Here is a 20,413-nt window from a genome sequence, read left to right on the forward strand (position 1 = left end):
GCGCACCGCTGTGACTAGCCGGGCACCTGCACGTACGCGTCGACCCGGTCGGCCGAGGGCAGCCAGCCGATGCGCACCACCGTGCCGGGGCGGGCCGCTTCGATGATCTGGCCGCCACCGATGTACATCTGGACGTGCCCGAAGCTGTTGCTGAAGACCAGGTCACCGGGCTGGAGCTCCCAGCGGCTGATGCGGACGCCGACCTTGGCCTGCTGGTAGGTGGTGCGCGGCAGGTACACGCCGGCGAACTGGTAGGCCATCATGACCAGGCCGGAACAGTCGAAGCCGACGTTGCCGGTCCCGCCCCACTGGTAGGGCCGGCCGAGTTGGCGCCTGGCGTACCAGATCGCGTTGTTGGCCGTCTGCGGACTCAATCGGGGTCGCACCGCGTGCGCCGGGCCGGCGGGCTGTGCCGCCAGTGGGGCGGCCATCGCCAGGACCGGTCCGGTCGACGCGGTCGCGGCCGGTCGGGTCGCGGCGGCCGGTGCCGACGACCGCGGCCAGGGGCTCAGTTCGTCCGCGGAGACCGGGCCCGGTCTCGCCCACGACGGTGGGAACGTCAGCGTGGCCTCCGGGGACGACTGCGGCGACGTCGCGGGCGGGCTGGTCACGGTGTTCGCGGCCGCTCCAGCGCCCACGGCGATGGTGGCGGTGAGCAGGGCGGACCGGATGGCCACCGTCCTCCGGGTGCGGGTGGTCCGCACGGCTTCCGGTCGGCGGTGGTGGGCAGGGTTCAGCATCGGGGTAGGTCTCCTCACCGTTGGCATGGGTGGCCCCGGCGCGCGGGGCGCTCACGGTCGACCGGCCATTGTGGAGGCCGGCAGGTCACACCAGCAGGGGACAGCAACTCCGGCAATGCCTCACAGATGCGCGCCGTCGAGGTCCGGCAACGGCGCAGCACCGTACTTCCCGCGCCCGGACCGGTTAACCCCGCTGCCCGGCGCGGCAACCGATGCCCGGATGCGGCGCACCCCGCCCACGCGCGACCGGCCACCGTCCACAGTGGTGCGATGGTGTGGCGGTGGCCGGGCGAAGCGCGGTACGGCAGGGGTCAGGCGACGCGCTGGTACGCGTCGACCCGGGACGGCAGCGACCCGATGCGGACGCTGGCGCCGGCGTGCGGCGCCTCGATGATGGCGCCGGCGCCGATGTAGAGCTGCACATGCCCGAAGTTGTTGGTGAAGACCAGGTCTCCGGGGAGCAGTTGGGACCGGGTGATGCGCCGGCCGACCTTCGCCTGCTCGAACGTGGTGCGCGGCAGCCGCACCCCGCCCGCCTGCCAGGCGCGCATGACCAGTCCGGAACAGTCGAAGGCGGAGGGGCCGGTGGCGCCCCACAGGTACGGCTTCCCCACCTGCCGCCGGGCGTACGCCACTGCCGCGTCCGCACCGGTGGGCAGATCGACGCCGCGGGTCGGGGTGGGCTTGGCGGTCGCCGGGAGCCGGGAGACCGGCGAGGCTACCGCGGATGCCGGGAGCCGCGAGACCGGCGACGCCACCGGGTCCGGCCGTGCCACCGTGGATACCGGCGCGACCGGTGCGGCGGCCGACCCGGCAACGGTCCGGGCCGGTGGCGGAGCGGTCAGGGTGGTTGGCGGGGCGGCCAGCGCCGGTGGCGGGGCCGTGAGGGTCGACGGCGCGACCGTGGTGCTGCCGGTGCGTCCATCCGGCCGCAGGGACAACGGCTCCAGCATCCGCTGGCCGCCGGGCAGGCTCCGGGAGGCACGGAGGACGCGGGCCGCGCGCACGGGATCGGCGCGGATGTCGGCTAAGCGCCCGGGATCGGCGCGGATGTCGGCTAAGCGCCCGGGATCGGCGCGGAGGTCGGTGGTACCGGTGGTGGTCGGTGTCTGGTACCCGCTGTGCGCCGGCGGCGCCGTACCGGTGGCCGCGACGCTCGCGGCGACCAGGACGAACGAGGCGGTCCACAGGACGGGGCTACGGGCGGTTCGGACGTTGGTCGGATGGCGGTCCGCGGGAACCGGCATAGGGTCTCCTCATCGACGGCGCATGGTGGCCCCGATCCGTCGGGTCACCACGATCCAACCGGCCCAGAGGCGGCCGGCGGCGCACAGCCAGCAGGGACAACTCATGTCCGGACAAGCACGGTCGGCATAGGCGTGGCGACCGTGTCGGGATGTCCGCCCGGTCAGCACTAGCCCGTACGGAGACCGCTAAACACCCGCTGACGAGGACCGATGCCGGCGGGTGTGCCGACCTCAACGCACGTCGTTGCCGCGTGGCAGGCGGTCGGTGCCGCCTCGGCGCCCGAGCCGAACGCGGTCATGACGCGCTGGCAGCGCGCACCGCCGGCCCGCCGCCGCCGACGGCCGGGTCCGGGTTCGGCTCGGCGGTCAGGCGATACCCCCGGTGGCGTGGATGTTCTGCCCGGTCAGCCAGCGCGCGTCCGGACCGGCCAGGAACGCGACCACGTCGGCGATGTCGGCCGGCTGCCCCAGTCGTCCCAGCGGGGTCATCCGGACCACCAGGTGCAGCGCCTCCTCCGGGTTGGTCGCGCGCAGCAGGTCGGTGTCGGTGGCGCCGGGGGAGACCGTGTTGACGGTGATGCCGCGCGGCCCGAGCTCCCGGGCAGCGACCGTGGTGAGCTGCTCGATCGCACCCTTGCTGGCGGTGTAGAGGGCGCCGCCGGGCGTCGGCATGACGGTGTTGAGCGTGGACATGGTGATGATGCGGCCACCGTCGCGCATGTGCCGGGCCGCGTACCGCAGCAGCAGGAAGACCGCCCTGGTGTTGACGGCCATCACCCGCTCGTACTCCTCGTCGCTGGTCTCCGCGATCGGGGTCGGGGTGAACGCCGCGCCCGCGTTGTTAACCAGGATGTCCAGGCCGCCGAGGCGCTCCTCGGCGTACGACAGCAGCGCCCGCACCTCGTCCGGCCGGCCGAGGTCGGCCTGGAACCCGCTGGCCCGGCCGCCGGCCGCGTCGACGGCGCGTTCGACGTCCTTGGCGGCAGGGTGGTTGCCGTGGTAGCCGAAGACGACGTGGGCACCGTCGTGGGCCAGTCGCTCGACGACCGCCCGGCCGATGCCGCGCGAACCGCCGGTGACCAACGCGGCCTTGCCGCTCAACGGCGGCCCGCCGGGAAGAAGGAATTCCTCGGTCATGCGGCCAGCAAACCACGGTCCGCGCGCCCGGGGCACATTCGTGACGGGTATGCCCGGGCATCGGCGGCGGTCGGCGCGACGGCGATCGCGCACCCGGTGTGGTGGTGCCGGGTTCACCGCATCACCATCGGCCGGACACAGTGGATGGACGGGCGATGCGGGCCTGAGGACGCGGCGACGGGCGGCGGGGGCAGGGGACCGCGGGGCAGGGGACCGCGGGGCAGGGGCCGCGGAACAGGGGTCCGCGGGGCAGGGCGCGGTGGATCCACGGGTGCACGGCCGGTGGGGCGCGCAGAGGGAACGGCGCGACCGCCACCGGCCGGAGACGTCGACGCCTGCCTCGGCGGGCACGGTAGCCAAGGACTCCGCCGACCTCCCCCGTGGTCCGTGCCACCAGGTCGCCAGAGCCGCCCGCCGCCGTGCCGGCCAAGCGGCCTACGACAACGGACTGACAATGAACGATGGCGCTACCAGACCCCTATCGGACCGCTACCGCCGGCGGTCACGGCTCCGGCGGTCACGGCTCCGGGGGCCACGGCTCCGGGGGTAACGGCTCCGGCCGGGGACGCTGGTCCGGGCAGCGCAGCCGGAGCTGCCGGTACCCGAACGGCGCGTCGACCAGCCGGCAGTGGTGCGGCTCGGCGGTGCCGGCGTGGGCGTACCCGTCGAAGAAGCGGCACGTCACGCACAACCGGGTGATCGGGATCTGACCCGACCGCTGCATGGCGAGGATCCGGTTGGTGACGATCTCCAGCAGTCGCCGCTGGTCGTCTGCGCCGAACGACTCCAGCTCGGTGAGCAGCGCGTCGGCCCAGTTGCGGAACTCCGGTGCCTGGGCCCGCCCACGCTCGGTCAGTTCGGCGCGCATCTCGTGCGGCGAGTACGACGGGTCCGGCCGCACCGAGACGAGGCCCTCCCGGCTCAGCGTGGCGAGCGCGGCCTGGGTCGCCGGCAGCGGGATGCCGAGGTCGGTGGACAGGCTCGCCAGTGAGTACGCCCGGGCCCGCCGGGTGAGCAGGAGCAGGGCCTGCTGCTGGGTGACGGTGCGCTCCACGCCGGCCCCGTCGGTCCGGTTCGCGGCCACCGCGATCCGGACGAGCCCGGTGGTGAGCCGGTGGGCGAGATGATCGAGCTCCATGCCGGCCTCCTGTGCCGTCGTCGCCGGGCGCCCGTGCCACCGGCCGGGTCGAGGTGACCGCCGGTCGGCCGTGCCGCCGGCCGGGGGCGAGGTGACCGCCGGTTGGCCGTGCCGCCGGCCGGGGCGAGATGGCCCCCGTCTGCCGCAGTGTGACTGCCGTCACCATCGGTGTGACTCTAGTCACGTCACGGGTGCGGCGGAAGGTGGCGCGGCCGGTTCAGCGCAGCGCCGCTCCGGCCCGGCTGTCGTCGACGACCCGGCCGTCGGCCATCATCACGACCCGGTCGGCGGTGGCGATGACCGCCTCGTCATGGGTGGAGATCAGCACGGCGTGCCCGCCGTACGCGTGTCGGCGCAGTACATCCAGTACCAGCTCGACCCGGCCGCGGTCCTGGTGGCCGGTCGGCTCGTCGGCCAGCAGCAGCGGGGGGCGCAGCCGCAGGGCCCGGCCCAGGGCCGTCCGCTGCTGTTCGCCACCGGAGATCAGTGACGGGTATCGGACAGCCAGCGCGGCGATCTCCAGGCGGTCCAGGATCTCCCCGGTCGACCAGTCGGCGGGCGTGGCGGCCGGGTCCAGGCGCGCCGGCAGGTCCACGTTCTCGTACACGGTCAGCTCGTCGAGCAGCGCCAGCGACTGCGGGACGAACGCCAGGTGCCGCCAGCCCAGGCCGTCGGGGGGCACGCCGGGCGGCAGCGGCGGACCGGTGGAGATCCGGCCGCCATCGGGGGAGTCCAGACCGGCGAGGACCGACAGCAGCGTGGTCTTGCCCGAGCCCGACGGGCCGGCCACGGCGGTCAGCTCGCCCGGGTACAGCGCGAGCGTCACGTCGTCGAGCGCCGTCACCGTCTCCCGGCCGCGCCGGAACCGCCGGATCAGCCCCTCCACCGCGACGACCGCACCGTCAGGCAGGCTCATGCCGAAACCTCCGTCAGCTGCCCGTCACGCATCCGGACCACCCGGTCGGCCCGCGCGGCGACCGCCGGGTCGTGGGTCGCGGCGACCACCGCGACCCCGGTCGCGGCGAGGACCGCGAACGCGTCGAGCACCGCGTCGACGGTGTGGTGGTCGAGCTGGCCGGTCGGCTCGTCGGCGACCAGGACCGCCGGCGGGCCGATCGCCGCGAACGCGATGGCGACCCGCTGCTGCTCGCCGCCGGACAGCTGCCGGGGCAGGTGGTCGGCGCGGCCGGCCATCCCCAGCCGTTCGAGCAGGGCGCCGACCTGCGGGTCGGTGCGGGGCAGGCCGCGCAGCCGGGCGCCGAGTTCGAGGTGCTCCCGTACGGTCAGGTAGTCCAGCAGGTTGTCGGCGGGGCTCTGGTACAGGAAGCCCAGCCGGCGCCGACGCAGCCGGACCCGCCCGGCGCGCGACAGCCCGGTCACGCCGACCCCCTCGACGCGCAGCGACCCCTGGTCGGCCCGGTCGACACAGGCCAGCAGCCGCAGCAGCGTCGACTTTCCGGAGCCGGACGGGCCGACCAGCGCGGTGACCGTGCCGGGCGCCAGGTCGAGGTCGACGCCGCGCAGGGCGGCCACGTCAGAGCCGTCGAGATGGTAGGTGCGGATGAGGCCGCGGCAGGCGACGACCGGCTCGGGCGCGATGCCGGCGGCGGGCCGGGCCGGCTCGGGGGCGGCCGGGTCAGATCGTGTCACGCAGGACCTCCGCGGGGTTGGCGCGGCTGATGCGGTGGTGGGCGAGCAGCCCGGCGAGCGCCGCGACGGCCGCCGCCGCGGCGACTATCCAGCCGAGGGTGGCGGCGGGCAGGCTGACGAGGGCGTCCGGCGGGGCGACCGGATTGACGTCGAAGCCCGGACCGAGCAGGCGGATCACCGGGTACGCGGCGGCGACCCCGGCGGCGAGACCGGCGGCGAGCGGCGCGGCCAGCTCGGCGAGCAGCGCCCAGCGGTGGCTGCCCGGCGACAGCCCCATCCGCCGCAGCAGGATGTAGGCGCGGCGGTGCCCGGCGATGCGCGACTCCAGGTACAGCAGTAGCCCGACGAACGTGACCGCGCCGGTCAGCACGCTGAGCGCGATCAGGTACGTGAAGGTGTAGGTCACCGCCTCGTACACGGTGCCGGCGTACAGCTCGTCCGCCAGCCAGTACCCGCCGACCGGGACCCGCGCGGCGGCCAGCGCCCGCTGCGCGGACGCGGTGTCACCCCGGATCCACAGCTGCTGCTTGCCGCGGGCGAGCACGGCCTGGTCGACCGCGGCCCGGTCGACCAGCAGCACGGGGTAGGCCTGCGCGCCGGGCAGCAGCCCGGTGTGCCGCAGCGTCACCCTGCCCAGCTGGCGGTTGCCCTGGCTGAGCTGCACCGGGCCGGTCGGCGCGGCTCCGGTGCCGAAGCCGGTCCGGCCGCCGTCGAGCTGGCGGGCCAGCCGGCCGGGGTCGGGGGAGTCGGTGCGGCCGTCCCAGGCCACGCCGTCGCCGAACGTCCGCGGGTCCACCGCCAGCACGTCGCACAGCACGCCACCGGCGAGCACCTGGTCCAGGCGGACGACCGGGGTGGCCCGCCCGGCGAGCGCGACCGGCACCGGCGCCGGCCTGGCCAGGGTGGCGACCATGTCGGTGCCGGTCACCATGCGGGCCTGGGCGATCGTCGTGTCCTCGACCGCGCCGATCACCGTCACGCCGTAGGTGGCCAGCGCCATGGGCAGGCCGACCGCCCCGGCCAGCACCGCGGCGGCCACCGCCTCGCGGCCCAGCCGCCGCCACGCCAGCAGCGCGCCGGGCCGGCGCGGGGTGCGGCGCAGCGCCTGCCGGCGCAGCGCGCCGAGGGCGAGCCGGGCGGCGACGACGGTCACCCCGACGAGCAGCAGGATCGGTACGACGAGCAGCCGCGCCGGTACGTGGGCGACCGTGCCCACGCCGGCGGTCGCGGTGTCCAGCAGTTGAGTGTCGCCGGACAGCCGTGCCCAGGCCGCTCCGGCGGCCGCCACCAGGGACAGCTCCCACGGCACGTGGCGGGCCCGCAGCCGGCGCGCCGGGCGGCGCTGGTCGGTCAGCGCCCGGCAGCGCAGCGCGGCCACCACCCCGACGGCGATCACCGCGGCGACCAGCGCCGCTCCCGCCGCCGCGACCGCCCCGGGCACCGCCTCGGCCGCCAGCCGGGCGTCCGGGCCGACCGCGCCGACCAGCAGCCACGCGCAGAGGGCACCGGCCGCGGTACCGGCGACCAGGGCGGCGGACGCCTCGGTGACCGCCTTGAGGCCGAGGCCGCCGGCGCTGACCCCGTGCGCGGCCAGTACCCGCAGCTCCCGGCCCCGCCGCTGGACCCAGAACACGGCCGCCGCGGCGACGACGAGGAGCCCGACCAGGGTGCCGGTGGTGGTGATCGGCACCACCGGGGGGAGCAGTCCGGACCGGACGAGGTGCGCGCGGCGCACGAAGTTCGGCAGCCGGGACTGGAACTGGGTGCTCTCGGCGAAGGCGCCCGACCTCGTCAGCCGGTCCCGTGCCCGGTCCAGCTCGGTGACGAGCGTCTCGGCCCGGCCGACCGTGAGCTGCCGCGGCGCGCTCAGCTCGTACTCGATCCACTGCTCGGCGGCGATGCCGGTGAACGCGTCGCCCAGCTGGGTGAAGACCTCCGGATCGGCGAGCACCGTCGGCTGTACCGCGTCCTCGTAGCCCGGCTGGCCCCGCCACAGCGGCTTGAGGCTGCACCAGTACGGATCCTCGGGCGCCCCGCGTAGGTCGGTGTAGACGCCGGCGACCGGGATCGTGACCGGATGCCCAGCGGGGCGGCCGGACTGGGGGGCGCCGCCGACGGTGACCCGGTCGCCCGGGTGCAGCCCGTACGTGGCGGCGAGCCCGTCGGGAAGCCACAGGCCCGGCCCGGACGACCCGTCGGCGCCGTGGAGGTGGTCGCGGAAGCCGCTCCGGCTGACGAGGTTGGACCGGGTCGGGCCCTTCGCGGTGCCCACACCGACGTTCAACGCGTTGTTGAGCAGCGTCGTCACCGGTGGGGACAGGTGGGTGACGCCGGCGGTGGCGGCGGCGGCCTCCGCCTGCCGGCTGGCGACGAGGTCGCTGGCCAACCCGGCGGACTGGCCCACCACGTCCCCTCCGTAGATCAGGCCGCTGCGGACCGCCAGCCCGTTGTCCCAGGAACAGGAGCGGGCGAGCTGGTGGTGCAGGGTGGCGTCCTGCGCCGAGGACAGGAACAGGGGAGCGGCGGCGGCCGGTAGGGCGGCCACGAAGCCGGCCGCGGCCAGCGCCAGGGCCACGCCGGGCCGGCGCAGCAGCAGGACCGGACCACGCCACCAGGGTGCCAGCCGGAGCAGCACGGCCACCTCCTCACCGCCGCGTCGGTCAGACGAGAAGATCAGGTGGGTAGCCTGGACTGCCGGCCCGGTGCGGAGATCGATACCGAAACGTGTTCTCGGCGTCACAACCCGGAAGCCGCTGAAAAAGGGGCGCGGAACACCCCCCACCGGCCCCCTCCCGGATACCGTCGGGTACGCGGGCTATTCTGCCCACTGGTACGGCCACAGATCGTTACCACACGCACCAAGATTCAGCTGGTAGCCAGCACAGGAGGCCACACGTGACCACCGTCGCCCCGAAGCCGATCGTGACTCGGCCGTGGCCGGTCCACCAGCCCGTCAAGGGCTCGGCGTTCACCCGGCTGCTGCGCACGACGGACGCCAAGCAGATCGGGCTGATGTACCTGGTCACGTCGTTCGCCTGGTTCATGATCGGCGGCGTTCTGGCGCTCGCCATGCGCGCCGAACTCGCCCGGCCCGGGCTTCAGTTCTTCTCCACCGAGCAGTACAACCAGCTGTTCACGATGCACGGCACGATCATGCTGCTGTTCTTCGCGACGCCGGTCGTATTCGCGTTCGCCAACTACATCGTGCCGATCCAGATCGGCGCGCCGGACGTCTCGTTCCCCCGGCTCAACTCGTTCGCCTACTGGCTCTACCTGTTCGGTAGCACCATGACGATGGCCGGGTTCCTCACGCCGGACGGCGCCGCCAGCTTCGGCTGGTTCGCCTACGCGCCGCTCAACGACGCGGTGAACTCCCCGGGCGTCGGTGCGGACCTGTGGATCACCGGCCTGGTGATCTCCGGTCTGGGCACGATCCTCGGCGCGGTCAACCTGCTCACCACGATCCTGACGCTGCGCGCGCCCGGCATGACGATGTTCCGGATGCCGATCTTCACCTGGAACATCTTCGTCACCATGCTGCTGGTGCTGATGGTCTTCCCGATCCTGGCCGCTGCGATGATGGCGCTGCTGGCGGACCGCCAGCTCGGCGCGCACGTGTACGACGCGCAGACCGGCGGACCGATGCTGTGGCAGCACCTGTTCTGGTTCTTCGGCCACCCCGAGGTGTACATCGTCGCGCTGCCGTTCTTCGGCATCATCTCCGAGGTCATCCCGGTGTTCAGCCGCAAGCCGATCTTCGGGTACAAGGGCCTCGTCGCCGCCACGCTGGGCATCGCGGCGCTGTCGATGAGCGTGTGGGCACACCACATGTTCGTCACCGGCCAGGTCCTGCTGCCGTTCTTCTCGTTCCTGAGCTTCCTGATCGCCGTGCCGACCGGTATCAAGTTCTTCAACTGGATCGGCACCATGTGGCGCGGCCAGATCTCGTTCGAGACGCCGATGCTGTTCGCCATCGGCTTCCTGGTGACGTTCCTGTTCGGCGGCCTGTCCGGCGTGCTGCTGGCCGCCCCGCCGATCGACTTCCACGTCTCCGACTCGTACTTCGTGGTCGCCCACTTCCACTACGTGCTCTTCGGCACGATCGTGTTCGCGGTCTACTCGGGCATCTACTTCTGGTTCCCGAAGATGACCGGCCGGATGCTCGACGAGCGTCTGGGCAAGGTGCACTTCTGGCTCACCACGATCGGCTTCCACGCCACGTTCCTGATCCAGCACTGGCTGGGTACCCGGGGCATGCCCCGTCGGTACGCCGACTACCTCGCCACCGACGGCTTCACCACGTGGAACACGATCTCGACAATCGGCGCGTTCATCCTGGGTGCCTCGACGCTGCCGTTCATCTACAACGTGTGGAAGTCGTACAAGGCCGGCCAGGTGGTCGAGGTCGACGACCCGTGGGGCTTCGGCGCCTCGCTGGAGTGGGCCACGTCCTGCCCGCCGCCGCTGCGTAACTTCGACCGGATGCCGCGCATCCGCTCCGAGCGGCCGGCGTTCGACCTGAAGTTCCCGGAGCACGGCCCGGGCCACTCGCTGACCAGCCCGCCGGAGGGTGGCGCCAAGCCGCTCAGCGCGCAGGCCCGCGGCGGAGCCACCTACCAGGAGGACACGGCCGGCGAGAAGTAGCCAGCCGTGCGGCCGGCTCGACGTGGCCGGCCGCCACCCGCCCATCGACGACGCCCGCCCGGGAGAACCCGGGCGGGCGTCGTCGATGTTGTGGGGCAACCGGTGGCGGCGGGGACGGCGGCCGGGCGCCGCGCCCGCTCAGGCGACCTGCGAGGCAGGGGAGGGGATCCGGGGGCGCAGCATCCGTGCGGGCACACCCGGAGCCGCCGGGATACCGAGCATCTCGGCCACGCCGACGACGGTGAACAGCTTGGCGATGAAGGGGTTGGGGTCGCACACCCGGAACTCGACGTCGTAGTCGTCGCAGATGCGCGTGGCCACCACGAGCGTGCCGACGCCCGTGGAGTCCAGGAACGTCACGCCGGACAGGTCGACCACGATGGTGTCGACGTCGCCGGCGCTGAGTGTTGCGGAGATCGCGGCCCGGAGATCAAGGGCCGTGGCGTAGTCGACCTCTCCGTGCAGGGCGATCACGGTCTCCCGGTCGCCTCGCCGGCGGGTCTGGATCGACAGGCTCACTGCGTCGCCTCCCGCGTATGACCACCGTCCGGTGGCCCATTGAGGTGCGGCTAGCGTAGCCGACCCGGCGTCGGCTGCGCTACGTTGCGTATACCTGTGCCTTACTCATTGCCCAACGTGCGCTACTCAGGCCTGGACGACGGGGTGACCAGTGAGAACGACTCCCGCCGATCGCAGCTGGGCCAGCGCGTCATCGACAGTAGCCTGCGCCACACCGGCCGTCATGTCCAGTAGCACCGTGGTGTGAAAGCCTTCGCGGACCGCGTCCAGCGCCGTCGCGCGTACGCAGTGGTCGGTGGCGATGCCGACCACGTCGACCGTGTCGACGCCGCGCATCCGCAGCCAGGCGGCCAGGCCGACCCCGCCGGCGTGGCCCTCGAAACCCGAGTACGCGGCGGCGTGGTCACCCTTGGTGAAGACCGCCTCGATCCGGTCGGTGTCCAGGTTGGCGTGGAACTGCTGCCCGGCCGTACCCACGACGCAGTGCGCCGGCCAGGTCGCCACGTAGTCCGGGTGGTCGGAGAAGTGGTCGCCCGGGTCGATGTGGTGGTCCTGGGTGGCCACGACGTGGTCCCAGCGTGACGGCTCCGCGAGGGCCTCGGAGATGGCGGTCGCGACCCCGGCGCCGCCGCCGACGGCCAGCGAGCCGCCCTCGCAGAAGTCGATCTGCACGTCGACGATGATCAGGGCGCGGGTCATGCGGTCTCCTTCGCGGCCGGTACGCAGGTCACCGGGATTGCCGGCTCCCCCTGGGAGAGCTTCAACCCCTCCCACGGGATCGAGATCAGATTGTGCCGGAGCAGGTCCCGGGCGTCTTCCAGGGTCGGCAGGTCGGCCACCGGCTCGCCACCGCGCACGTACGCCCGCTGCAGCGCCCGGTCGTGCGGCCGCGGCTCCGGCGTACCCTGCGGCACCACGACCTCCACGGTCGCCGTACCGGTGGGCTTGTGCCGGCGGACCGCGGTCTTGCGTCCGCCCACGGTGGCCTTGTTCTCCGAGCGCTTGACCACCGGCTTGCCGTCGACCTCGACGAGCTTGTAGACCATCCCGGCGGTCGGCGCGCCCGAGCCGACCACGACGGCGGTGCCCGCACCGTAGGCGTCCACCGGCTCGGCGGCCAGCGCCGCGATCGCGTACTCGTCGAGGTCGCCGGAGACCACGATCCTGGTCTCGGTGGCGCCGAGGGAGTCGAGCAGCTCCCGTGACTGCTGCGCGAGCACCGACAGGTCACCCGAGTCGATCCGGATCGCCGCCAGGTCCGGGCCGGCGACCGCGATGGCGTTGCGGATGCCCTGGCTGATGTCGTACGTGTCGACCAGCAGCGTGGTCTCCTTGCTGAACGTCGACACCTGGGAGGCGAACGCCGCCTTCTCGTCGTCGTGCAGCAGCGTGAACGCGTGCGCGGCGGTCCCGGCGGTGGGGATGCCGTACCGGCGGCCGGCCGCCAGGTTGGAGGTGGAGGAGAAGCCGGCCAGGTACGCGGCGCGGGCCGCGGCGACGGCAGCCTCCTCGTGGGTACGCCGGGAACCCATCTCGATCAGCGGCCGGCCCCGGGCCGCGGTGACCATCCGGGCGGCCGCCGCCGCGACGGCGCAGTCGTGGTTGAGCACCGACAGGAGGAACGTCTCCAGTACCACGCACTCGGCGAACGTGCCGCTGACGGTGAGCACAGGGGAGCTGGGGAAGTACAGCTCGCCCTCGGCGTACCCGTCGATGTCGCCGCTGAACCGGTAGGCCCGCAGCCAGTCGGCGGTCAGGTCGTCGACCACGCCACGCTCGCGCAGGAACCGCACGTCGTCGGGGTCGAAGCGGAACTCCCGCAGCTGCTCGATGATCCGGCCGGTGCCGGCCACCACGCCGTAGCGGCGGCCCAGCGGCAGCCGACGGGCGAACACCTCGAACACGCACTGCCGGTCGGCGGTGCCGTCGCGCAGCGCGGCCGACAGCATCGTCAGTTCGTAGTGGTCGGTGTGCAGGGCCGTGTCTGACTTCACGGGATCAAAGCCTAGGGCGTGCCGGTGCGCTCCGGTGAGACCCCACCGTCGGGGTGAGGGCGGTGTCACCCGCCGGCGGTGTCACGCCCGTCACCGGCCGGCCAGCCGTGCGGTCACTCGTCGGCGGGCAGGGCCCGCAATGCCCCGGGCAGCTCCGCCCGGCCCGCGACACCCAGTTTCGCGTACACCCGCAGGAGGTGGTTGTCGACGGTGCGCGCCGACAGGTACAGCTGGTCGGCGATCTCCTTGCTCGGCACGCCGGCCGCGGCGAGCTTCGCGATCTGCCGCTCCCGGATCGTCAGCGCGGGCTGCGCCACCATGAGGGTCGGCGACTTCACCCCGTTGCACCGGCTCAACAGGAGGGTGAGCAGCTCCGACGCGGCCGTGGTCTGGGGCGAGCGGGCCGCGCGCAGCAGCGGGATCGCGGCGGCGGCCGCCTCCGCCGCGTACAGCGACAGGCCCAGGTCGGAGAAGGCCTCGGCGGCGCCGAGCAGTCCGCCGCCGTCGGACGCGGCCGCGGCGCGGGCGTGCCAGGCCATCACCGGCGCGAGCGGGCCCTCGACGGTGGTGGCGAGCTGGGCCAGGCGCTCCACGGCGTCGGTGGCGCGGCCGAGCCGGACCAGGTCGTGCAGCGCGTGCAGTTCGTGGCCGGCGAACCGGTCGGTGCGCAGCCGCCCCAGCAGCTCGTGGAGGATCTCCAGCCCGGTGCGGGGGTCACCGGCGCAGATCGCGACCCAGGCCCGGGCCTGCTCCAGCCACGGGTACATGATGTTCATCGTGGGCCGGTGCGCGGCGTCGCACTCGGCCATGGCCTCGGCCGCGAGCACCTGGTCACCGGAGAGGGCCGCCACGTACGCCCGTTCGGCGTTGGCCAGCCCGGCGTAGATCCGGCTGTTGGCCAGCGTCGCGGCGGCCTGGCCGGCATGGCGGGCCGCCTCGTGGATCCGGCCGCGCAGCCGGGCGGCCTGCGCCCGGACCAGCGTGATGTACCCGCTGCCCAGGTGGAACTCGCCGGTGTCGGCGAGGCCGGCGAAGTCGGCGGCGACCATGGTCTGCACCGCGCCGAGGTCACCGGCGAGGATCATCGCGGTGCCGCGGGCCAGTTCGACGGCGAGCTGGATGTAGGGCGCCTCGGCGCGCCACCGCGGCGCGTCCGCCTCCACGGCGGCCATCGAGCGCATGGTCTGCACGAACGCGCCGCGCACGGCCTGCAGGTGCGCCACCGTACTGGCCGCCAGCGCCCGGGTCTCCGGGGCGTCGCCGGGGGCGTCCAGGACGCCGCGGGCGAGTTCCAGCGCGGTCCCGTCCTCCCCGTGGTGCAGGCGCATCATCGACTCCACCGCCCGCACCCAGGCGCGCGCGTCCGGGTCGGTGAGTAGCGGCGCGTCCTTTGCCAGTAGCTGCGGGGTGGACTCGTCGGACAACCCCCAGTACGTGACGATCGCCCGGATACCCAGCCACCGGCTGCGCTGCCGGTCGTCGGTGATCCGGTCGGCGACCGAGTCGAGGATGGGGAGCGCCTCGTCCGGGCGGTCGGCGAACATCAGCAGCGTGCCGAGCACCTCGGCGGCTTCGAGACCGGCCCCGGCGCCCAGCGCGGCGCGCGCCAACCGGGCTGCGAGCGGGATGTCGAAGCCGGCGAACGCCTGCCGGGAGGCGGCGAGCAGTTGCTGCGGATCGCGGGCGGTGTCGCTGTCCAGCCGCCAGACCGCGACGCGCAACAGGTCCTCGCGCCGGCGGGCACCCACCGACTCGACGAGGTCGGCGAGTTCGGCGAGCAACCGCCGGAACCGGGTGACCGGGCAGCGCTGGCGCACCACCTCCCCGTACAGCGGATGGGCCAGGCAGACGTTGGCCCGGCGGTCGTCGCGCACGACCCGGATGAGCTGGCGCTCCTCGGCGGTCTCGACCGCGGCGGCGCCGGTGGCGCGCACCAGCAGCGGCAGGCCGATCGGCTCGCCGAACGCCACCAGTTCCAGCACCGCGCGCACCTCGTTGGTCAGCTGGCCGATCCGGGCGTCGATGACCTCGGCCAGCGTCGGCATCAGCTCGAACCGGCCGGTCCAGCGCCAGACCCCGTACGACAGGCTGATGTCGCCGCTGGCGCGCGCCGCCAGGACCAGTTCGCGCAGCAGCAGCGCGTTGCCCTGCGACAACTGCCACAGCCGGTCCACCGAGGCGGAGTCCACCGGCCCACCGAGGACCTGGCCGAGCAGGTCGGCCACCTCGGACTGGGGCAGCGGTCCGAGTTCGATCCGTTCGACCAGGTCATCTGTCCACAATGCCCGGACTGGGTCGGGGACCGGCTCGCCCGTGCGCACCGTGGCGAGGACCGTGGCGTGCTCGTTGCGGGCCAGGTAGTACACCAGCGTCGCGGACAGCGGGTCGAGCAGGTGCGCGTCGTCGATCGCGAGCACCATGGGCCGCCCGGCGGCCTGCTGGCGAAGCGCGTCGACGGCCCACCGCAGCAGGCCCGAGGTGGAGGCGGGAACAGGCTGGTCGGCCGGCAGCACCTGGGAGAGACCGCCCAGCGGGAGTCCCGCCGTTGCCGCGTTGGCGGTGGCCGACCAGACCGCCAGGCGCTCGGTGTCGAGGGCAGCGACTCCCTCACGGAGCAGCCGGCTCTTGCCGATTCCGGCAGCACCGCCCAGGATCAGACCACGGCCGGTGGCGCCTGCGGCCGCCTCGGTCAGTCGGGCCAGCTCCTCGCCACGCCCGACGAAACTCCACGGAGGCACTGTCGCAGCATATAGATGTTCCGGTTACTGTGCGCTCCCACAGCGCGCCAAACTTTGAGTAGTGCCCGGTCCGTCCTTTGAGTACCTTCGGTCCTGCCCCGGTAGGTGACCATTCACGTAGCGTTCCCGTGCCGACCGGCAACGAGGGTGGTCGGCCTGGACTCGGGAGGGCGGCGCATGAAGTCGGCGATACGGCGTACGCCGATGGCGACCCTCGGCGCGGTGGCGCCCAGTGGACCAGCCGGGATGGACGACCGGGAGGTCCGGCCCGTGCCGTCGGGCGCTGCGGGCGTGACCACCGTCGTGGTGGCCGGGGTTCCCGGGTGCGGCAAGACCGCCGTGACGGACGCGCTGCTCGGACGGGCCACGCCCGACCCGGCGCCCGGAACCGGCGCCGCACACGAGGGCGGGACCGGTCCCGACCCGGCCGCGACGCCGGCCGCCGTCGACAACTCCGCCTGGATGTCCTACCACCACGGTGACGAGCCGGTGGCGTACGCGTACGTGCCCGGCCGGCGCGCGCCGCATCCGCTCAGCCTCGACCAGGTACGCGCCGGTGACCCGGCCGCGGTCGCGCGCGGCGGCCCCGGCCGCCCGCCGCGCCGCGTCGAGGTCCTGCACCCCGCCGACGTGCTGCGGCACGTACGCCTGGTCGACACGCCGGGAGTGGGCGGGTTCGACCAGGCGTACGTCGAAATCGTGCTCGACGCGCTCGACGACGGCGCCGAGCTGCTGTTCGTGGCCGAGGCGGCCACGGCGCTGCAGATGTCGCAGCTGGACTTCCTGGCGCAGGTCGAGCAGCGCGACGTGGCCGTGACGTTCGTGCTGACCAAGATTGACGCCCATCCGCAGTGGCCGGCGGTACTGGCGGCCAACCAGAAGCTGGTGCACGACCACGCGCCGGGGCTGGCCACCGCCCGGTGGTACGCGGTGAGCGCGCGATGCGGCTGCGTGAGCACGCCGCCGGCGGTGGAGGAGGCGGCCCGCGGCCTGGCCGGCGTGGGCGTCGACGCCCTGCGCCGGGCGTTCACCGAGCCGCGACCGGGGGAGTCGACCCCGCCGCCGGTTCGGCCCGTGGCCGTGGACGCACCCGACGCCCCGAGGCCCCCGGCGCCGCGGGTCGCGCCCGGGGCCACCGACGAGCGCTGGACAGCCGTCCTCGAACGGGAGATCCGCTCCCGGCGTACCGCCGCCGCGCAGCGGCTGGCCATCGACCTGGCCGCGGTCCACGTCCGGTGCGTGCGGGAGACCACCTCCGAGGCCGGCTGTGCCCGGCTGGCCTCGGTGTTCGACCGGCAACTGCACGCGCTGTCGCTGCGGGCCACCCGCTCGGTCGAGAACGCCGCCACGGCGATCATGCACCGGGTGTTCGCCGAGATCCTGGAGGTCGCGCCGGACGATGCCGCGCTGGACCGGATCCGGCGGGCCACCCGCCGGGCGGTCGAGTCGGCCGACAGCGGGGCGCCCGAGTGGGACCGGGTGCTGCTGGTCACCTCCACCTCGGGCGTGGCCGCCACGACCGGGCCGGGTGCGGTCGCCGGGCTCGCAGCCGTCGCTCCCGCCGCGGGCGGGGTGCTGCCGCCGATCGGCGTGGCCCTGAGCGCTGGCTGCTACACCGCCCGTCACCGTGAGGGTGACCGCCGCCGGTGCCGCGCCTGGCTGCAACAGACGGTCCACACTCTGGAGACCGAGCTCGGTCGCGAGGTCGCGCGGCGGTTCGGGGACCTCAGGGAGGCGCTCGTGGTGGTCGCCACCGACACGCTCGAGCACGGCGTCCTGCTGGCCTGCCCCACAACCTGACCCGACGGCGGCAACCGTGTTCCCATCGGCGCGGTTGTCGCTATCCACGGCGTGAGGGGGAAGAATGGCCCTATGGCGGCTCCACAGGTCACCCCCGTCGAGGTGCCGGACACCACGCAGGTGCCGGCGACCGACCGGCCATGGGTGACGATCGTCTGGAACGACCCGGTCAACCTCATGAGCTACGTGACCTGGGTGTTCCAGAAGCTGTTCGGTTACAGCCGGGACAAGGCCGAACGCCTCATGCTCGACGTGCACCACAAGGGCAAGGCGATCGTGTCCAGCGGCGCCCGGGAGCGGATGGAGCACGACGCGTCCCGGTTGCACGCGTACGGGCTCTGGGCGACGGTGGACCAGTCCTGATGTTCGTTCGCCAGGGCGACGTGTGCGTCGGCCGTTTCGACGCCACCGGAGCGGCCGTCCTCCAGCAGGTCATGATCGAGATTGTTGGACTGCTGTCGGAGCGGCTCGACCGCCACGACCCGGTGGTCGGGCGGCTGTTTCCGGACGTCTATCGCGACGACCCGGAGGCCTCGGCCGACCTGCGCCGCTACATCGAGGGCGACCTCAAGTCGGCCAAGCTCGACCAGGCGGGGGCGATGCTGGCCGCGCTGCCGCCCGACGGGGGCGAGGTGCGCCTCGACGACGAACAGGCGGAGGCGTGGTTGCGCGGGCTCACCGACGCCCGGCTCGCCCTGGGCGTGCAGTTGGGCATCCGCGACGACACCGACCTCATCGAGGAGATGGACGAGGCGGTGCTGGGCGATCCGGTGTCGGTGCGGGTGGCCCAGCTGTCGGTCTACGCCTACCTGAGCGAGCTGCAGGAGTCGCTGGTCGAGGCGCTCGCCGGGTGAGCCGTCCCACGTGGTGATGCTCACCTGACGGCTGGCGGGGTGGGTTGGGTAGGCTTGGCCGCGTGCTGACCATCGACGCCGCGATCCTCGACGCGATCGTTGCGCACGCCCGCCGGGACCACCCCGACGAGGCGTGCGGGATCGTGGCCGGTGCGATCGGGTCCGACCGGCCGACCCGGCATGTCGAGATGGACAACGCGGAGCGCTCCACGACGTTCTACCGCTTCGACTCGGGCGAGCAGCTGCGGGTCTGGCGCGAGATGGACGACCTCGACGAAGAGCCGGTGGTCATCTACCACTCGCACACCGCCACCGAGGCATACCCGTCGCGTACCGACGTCGGCCTCGCGGCGTTCCCGGAGGCGCACTACCTGCTGGTGTCGACCCGGGACCCGGAGACCACGGAGATCCGGTCCTACCGGATCTCCGACGGGGTCGTCACGGAGGAACCGGTCAAGGTCGTGGAGGCGGGCGTGGACCCGCACGCGGTCCAGTCCTACATGTTCGGGCAGAGCCCGGCCGCGGTCGACTACGAGTGTCGCGCCGGCGACTGACGCCGCCCGCACCCGTTCTCGTCACCGCTGCCCGTTTAAGACTGTCCGATTTATGAGGAGCATCGAAAACCATGGCCATCGAGGTTCGTATCCCGACGATCCTGCGTTCGTACACCGGCGGCGCGAAGTCCGTCGAGGGCAGCGGTGACACGATCGCCGACCTGCTCGCCGACCTGGACGGCAAGTACGCCGGCATCCGCGGCCGCCTGGTCACCGACGAGGGTGCGCTGCACCGGTTCGTCAACATCTACGTCAACGACGAGGACGTCCGGTTCGTCGGCGGCCTCGACGCCAAGCTCAGCGACGGCGACAACGTCACCATCCTGCCCGCGGTCGCCGGCGGCGCGCTCGCGACCTGGGCCTAACAGTCATGGCTCGCTACGAGTCGTTGCTTGACGCGTGCGGTAACACCCCGCTGGTCGGGCTGCCCCGGCTGTCGCCCAGTCCGGAGGTGCGGTTGTGGGCCAAGCTCGAGGACCGCAACCCCACCGGCAGTATCAAGGACCGGCCCGCCCTGTGGATGGTGCGGGCCGCCGAGGAGGCCGGCCGGCTCCGCCCGGGTGACACGATCCTGGAGCCGACCAGCGGCAACACCGGGATCGCGCTCGCGATGGTGGCGAAGTTGCGCGGATACCGGCTGGTCTGCGTCATGCCGGAGAACGTCTCCAGCGAACGGGTGGCGCTGCTGCGCATGTACGGCGCGGAGATCATCTTCTCGCCCGCGGCGGGCGGCTCCAACCGGGCCGTCGCCATGGCCAAGGAGATCGCCGCCGAGCACCCCGACTGGGTGATGCTGTTCCAGTACGGCAACGAGGCCAACGCCCGGGCGCACTACGAGAGCACCGGTCCGGAGCTACTGCGCGACCTGCCGACGATCACGCACTTCGTCGGCGGGCTGGGTACCACCGGCACGCTGATGGGCGTCGGGCGGTACCTGCGCGAGAAGGTCGAGGGCATCGAGATCGTCGCGGCGGAGCCCCGTTACGGCGAGCTGGTGTACGGGCTGCGCAACATCGACGAGGGGTACGTCCCCGAGCTGTACGACGCCACGGTCCTGACCCGCCGGTTCTCGGTCGGTACCAGGGACGCGGTCCTGCGTACCCGGCAGCTCGTCGAGGTCGAGGGGCTGTTCGTCGGGTTCTCCACCGGGGCGGTGCTGCATGCCGCCCTCGCGGTGGCGCACGAGGCGGTCAAGGCCGGCAAGCGCGCCGACGTCGCGTTCGTGGTCGCCGACGCCGGCTGGAAGTACCTGTCGACCGGCGCCTACACCGGCACCCTCGGCGAGGCCGAGGACGCCCTCGAAGGTCAGCTCTGGGCCTGACGACCCCGGTGACGCCCCGGGCCCGTAGGCCCGGATGACACGGCCGCGGCCCCTTCCGGCGACTCGCCGGAAGGGGC

The 20,413-nt window shown here is 73.3% G+C and carries 18 protein-coding genes; 7 read left to right on the plus strand and 11 right to left on the minus strand.

Features of this window, described 5'->3' with window-relative positions; translation table 11 throughout:
* Nucleotides 1-14: 14 nt before the first annotated feature.
* The 7 genes from ACNTMW_RS29460 to ACNTMW_RS29490 form a co-directional block, all read right to left on the minus strand.
* Nucleotides 15-740: a C40 family peptidase gene (locus ACNTMW_RS29460; RefSeq protein WP_426637185.1), complete on the minus strand. Its 726-nt coding sequence runs from the start codon at nt 738-740 to the stop codon at nt 15-17.
* A gap of 311 nt (nt 741-1,051) precedes the next feature.
* A complete protein-coding gene (locus ACNTMW_RS29465; protein ID WP_426637186.1) occupies nt 1,052-1,987 on the minus strand; it encodes a C40 family peptidase in 936 nt (311 codons plus the stop codon).
* A gap of 366 nt (nt 1,988-2,353) precedes the next feature.
* Nucleotides 2,354-3,124 carry a glucose 1-dehydrogenase gene (locus tag ACNTMW_RS29470; RefSeq protein WP_426637188.1) on the minus strand — a complete coding sequence of 257 codons (771 nt, stop codon included), beginning with the start codon at nt 3,122-3,124 and terminating at the stop codon, nt 2,354-2,356.
* A gap of 517 nt (nt 3,125-3,641) precedes the next feature.
* Nucleotides 3,642-4,262 carry a hypothetical protein gene (locus tag ACNTMW_RS29475; RefSeq protein WP_426637189.1) on the minus strand — a complete coding sequence of 207 codons (621 nt, stop codon included), beginning with the start codon at nt 4,260-4,262 and terminating at the stop codon, nt 3,642-3,644.
* A gap of 217 nt (nt 4,263-4,479) precedes the next feature.
* On the minus strand, nt 4,480-5,178 hold the full coding sequence (locus tag ACNTMW_RS29480; protein ID WP_426637190.1) for an ABC transporter ATP-binding protein: 699 nt from the start codon (nt 5,176-5,178) through the stop codon (nt 4,480-4,482).
* Nucleotides 5,175-5,912, minus strand: coding sequence for an ABC transporter ATP-binding protein (locus tag ACNTMW_RS29485; protein WP_426637191.1), 738 nt, complete (start codon nt 5,910-5,912; stop codon nt 5,175-5,177). The genes ACNTMW_RS29480 and ACNTMW_RS29485 overlap by 4 nt, the downstream gene beginning before the upstream one ends.
* Nucleotides 5,899-8,547, minus strand: coding sequence for an FtsX-like permease family protein (locus tag ACNTMW_RS29490; protein WP_426637192.1), 2,649 nt, complete (start codon nt 8,545-8,547; stop codon nt 5,899-5,901). Before ACNTMW_RS29490 ends, ACNTMW_RS29485 begins: the two co-directional genes overlap by 14 nt.
* A 260-nt stretch (nt 8,548-8,807) precedes the next feature.
* On the opposite strand from ACNTMW_RS29490, the gene ctaD reads away from it, so the two are divergent.
* Entirely contained in the window at nt 8,808-10,556 is a 1,749-nt protein-coding gene (gene ctaD / locus ACNTMW_RS29495) for an aa3-type cytochrome oxidase subunit I (RefSeq protein WP_426637193.1), read from the plus strand.
* Nucleotides 10,557-10,694: 138 nt separating this feature from the next.
* Here ctaD and ACNTMW_RS29500 read toward each other — a convergent pair whose 3' ends face one another.
* The 4 genes from ACNTMW_RS29500 to ACNTMW_RS29515 form a co-directional block, all read right to left on the minus strand.
* Nucleotides 10,695-11,075, minus strand: coding sequence for an STAS domain-containing protein (locus tag ACNTMW_RS29500; protein WP_426637194.1), 381 nt, complete (start codon nt 11,073-11,075; stop codon nt 10,695-10,697).
* 126 nt (nt 11,076-11,201) lie between these two features.
* Nucleotides 11,202-11,774, minus strand: a complete 573-nt coding sequence (locus tag ACNTMW_RS29505) for an isochorismatase family protein (RefSeq protein ID WP_426637195.1) — start codon at nt 11,772-11,774, stop codon at nt 11,202-11,204.
* Nucleotides 11,771-13,069, minus strand: a complete 1,299-nt coding sequence (locus ACNTMW_RS29510) for a nicotinate phosphoribosyltransferase (protein ID WP_426637196.1) — start codon at nt 13,067-13,069, stop codon at nt 11,771-11,773. The genes ACNTMW_RS29505 and ACNTMW_RS29510 overlap by 4 nt, the downstream gene beginning before the upstream one ends.
* 113 nt (nt 13,070-13,182) lie before the next feature.
* A complete protein-coding gene (locus ACNTMW_RS29515) occupies nt 13,183-15,807 on the minus strand; it encodes a LuxR C-terminal-related transcriptional regulator (RefSeq protein WP_426637197.1) in 2,625 nt (874 codons plus the stop codon).
* Between the two features lie 177 nt (nt 15,808-15,984).
* Between ACNTMW_RS29515 and ACNTMW_RS29520 the strand changes: the two genes are divergently transcribed.
* From ACNTMW_RS29520 to ACNTMW_RS29545, 6 genes are all read left to right on the plus strand, one after another.
* Nucleotides 15,985-17,607 carry a hypothetical protein gene (locus tag ACNTMW_RS29520; RefSeq protein ID WP_426637198.1) on the plus strand — a complete coding sequence of 541 codons (1,623 nt, stop codon included), beginning with the start codon at nt 15,985-15,987 and terminating at the stop codon, nt 17,605-17,607.
* Between the two features lie 72 nt (nt 17,608-17,679).
* Complete coding sequence (clpS, locus tag ACNTMW_RS29525) at nt 17,680-17,970, plus strand: ATP-dependent Clp protease adapter ClpS (protein ID WP_426637199.1); 291 nt, start codon at nt 17,680-17,682, stop codon at nt 17,968-17,970.
* The gene (locus ACNTMW_RS29530) at nt 17,946-18,461 is read left to right on the plus strand and encodes a DUF2017 domain-containing protein (RefSeq protein ID WP_426637205.1); all 516 of its coding nucleotides are present in this window, start codon (nt 17,946-17,948) and stop codon (nt 18,459-18,461) included. Before clpS ends, ACNTMW_RS29530 begins: the two co-directional genes overlap by 25 nt.
* 62 nt (nt 18,462-18,523) lie before the next feature.
* Nucleotides 18,524-19,015, plus strand: coding sequence for a M67 family metallopeptidase (locus ACNTMW_RS29535; RefSeq protein WP_426637200.1), 492 nt, complete (start codon nt 18,524-18,526; stop codon nt 19,013-19,015).
* 71 nt (nt 19,016-19,086) lie between these two features.
* Entirely contained in the window at nt 19,087-19,380 is a 294-nt protein-coding gene (locus ACNTMW_RS29540; RefSeq protein ID WP_426637201.1) for a MoaD/ThiS family protein, read from the plus strand.
* A gap of 5 nt (nt 19,381-19,385) precedes the next feature.
* On the plus strand, nt 19,386-20,336 hold the full coding sequence (locus ACNTMW_RS29545) for a PLP-dependent cysteine synthase family protein (protein WP_426637203.1): 951 nt from the start codon (nt 19,386-19,388) through the stop codon (nt 20,334-20,336).
* Nucleotides 20,337-20,413 lie beyond the last annotated feature (77 nt).

Origin of the sequence: Planosporangium spinosum (genome assembly GCF_049999945.1) — a bacterium.
GTDB classification, from domain to species: Bacteria; Actinomycetota; Actinomycetes; order Mycobacteriales; family Micromonosporaceae; genus Planosporangium; species Planosporangium spinosum.

Excerpts from the sequence above, each read along its gene's own strand:
- ACNTMW_RS29460 (WP_426637185.1), bottom strand. The coding sequence starts at position 740 with ATGCTGAACCCTGCCCACCACCGCCGACCGGAAGCCGTGCGGACCACC.
- ACNTMW_RS29465 (WP_426637186.1), bottom strand. The coding sequence starts at position 1,987 with ATGCCGGTTCCCGCGGACCGCCATCCGACCAACGTCCGAACCGCCCGT.
- ACNTMW_RS29470 (WP_426637188.1), bottom strand. The coding sequence starts at position 3,124 with ATGACCGAGGAATTCCTTCTTCCCGGCGGGCCGCCGTTGAGCGGCAAG.
- ACNTMW_RS29475 (WP_426637189.1), bottom strand. The coding sequence starts at position 4,262 with ATGGAGCTCGATCATCTCGCCCACCGGCTCACCACCGGGCTCGTCCGG.
- ACNTMW_RS29480 (WP_426637190.1), bottom strand. The coding sequence starts at position 5,178 with ATGAGCCTGCCTGACGGTGCGGTCGTCGCGGTGGAGGGGCTGATCCGG.
- ACNTMW_RS29505 (WP_426637195.1), bottom strand. The coding sequence starts at position 11,774 with ATGACCCGCGCCCTGATCATCGTCGACGTGCAGATCGACTTCTGCGAG.
- ACNTMW_RS29520 (WP_426637198.1), top strand. The coding sequence starts at position 15,985 with ATGAAGTCGGCGATACGGCGTACGCCGATGGCGACCCTCGGCGCGGTG.
- clpS (WP_426637199.1), top strand. The coding sequence starts at position 17,680 with ATGGCGGCTCCACAGGTCACCCCCGTCGAGGTGCCGGACACCACGCAG.
- ACNTMW_RS29540 (WP_426637201.1), top strand. The coding sequence starts at position 19,087 with ATGGCCATCGAGGTTCGTATCCCGACGATCCTGCGTTCGTACACCGGC.
- ACNTMW_RS29545 (WP_426637203.1), top strand. The coding sequence starts at position 19,386 with ATGGCTCGCTACGAGTCGTTGCTTGACGCGTGCGGTAACACCCCGCTG.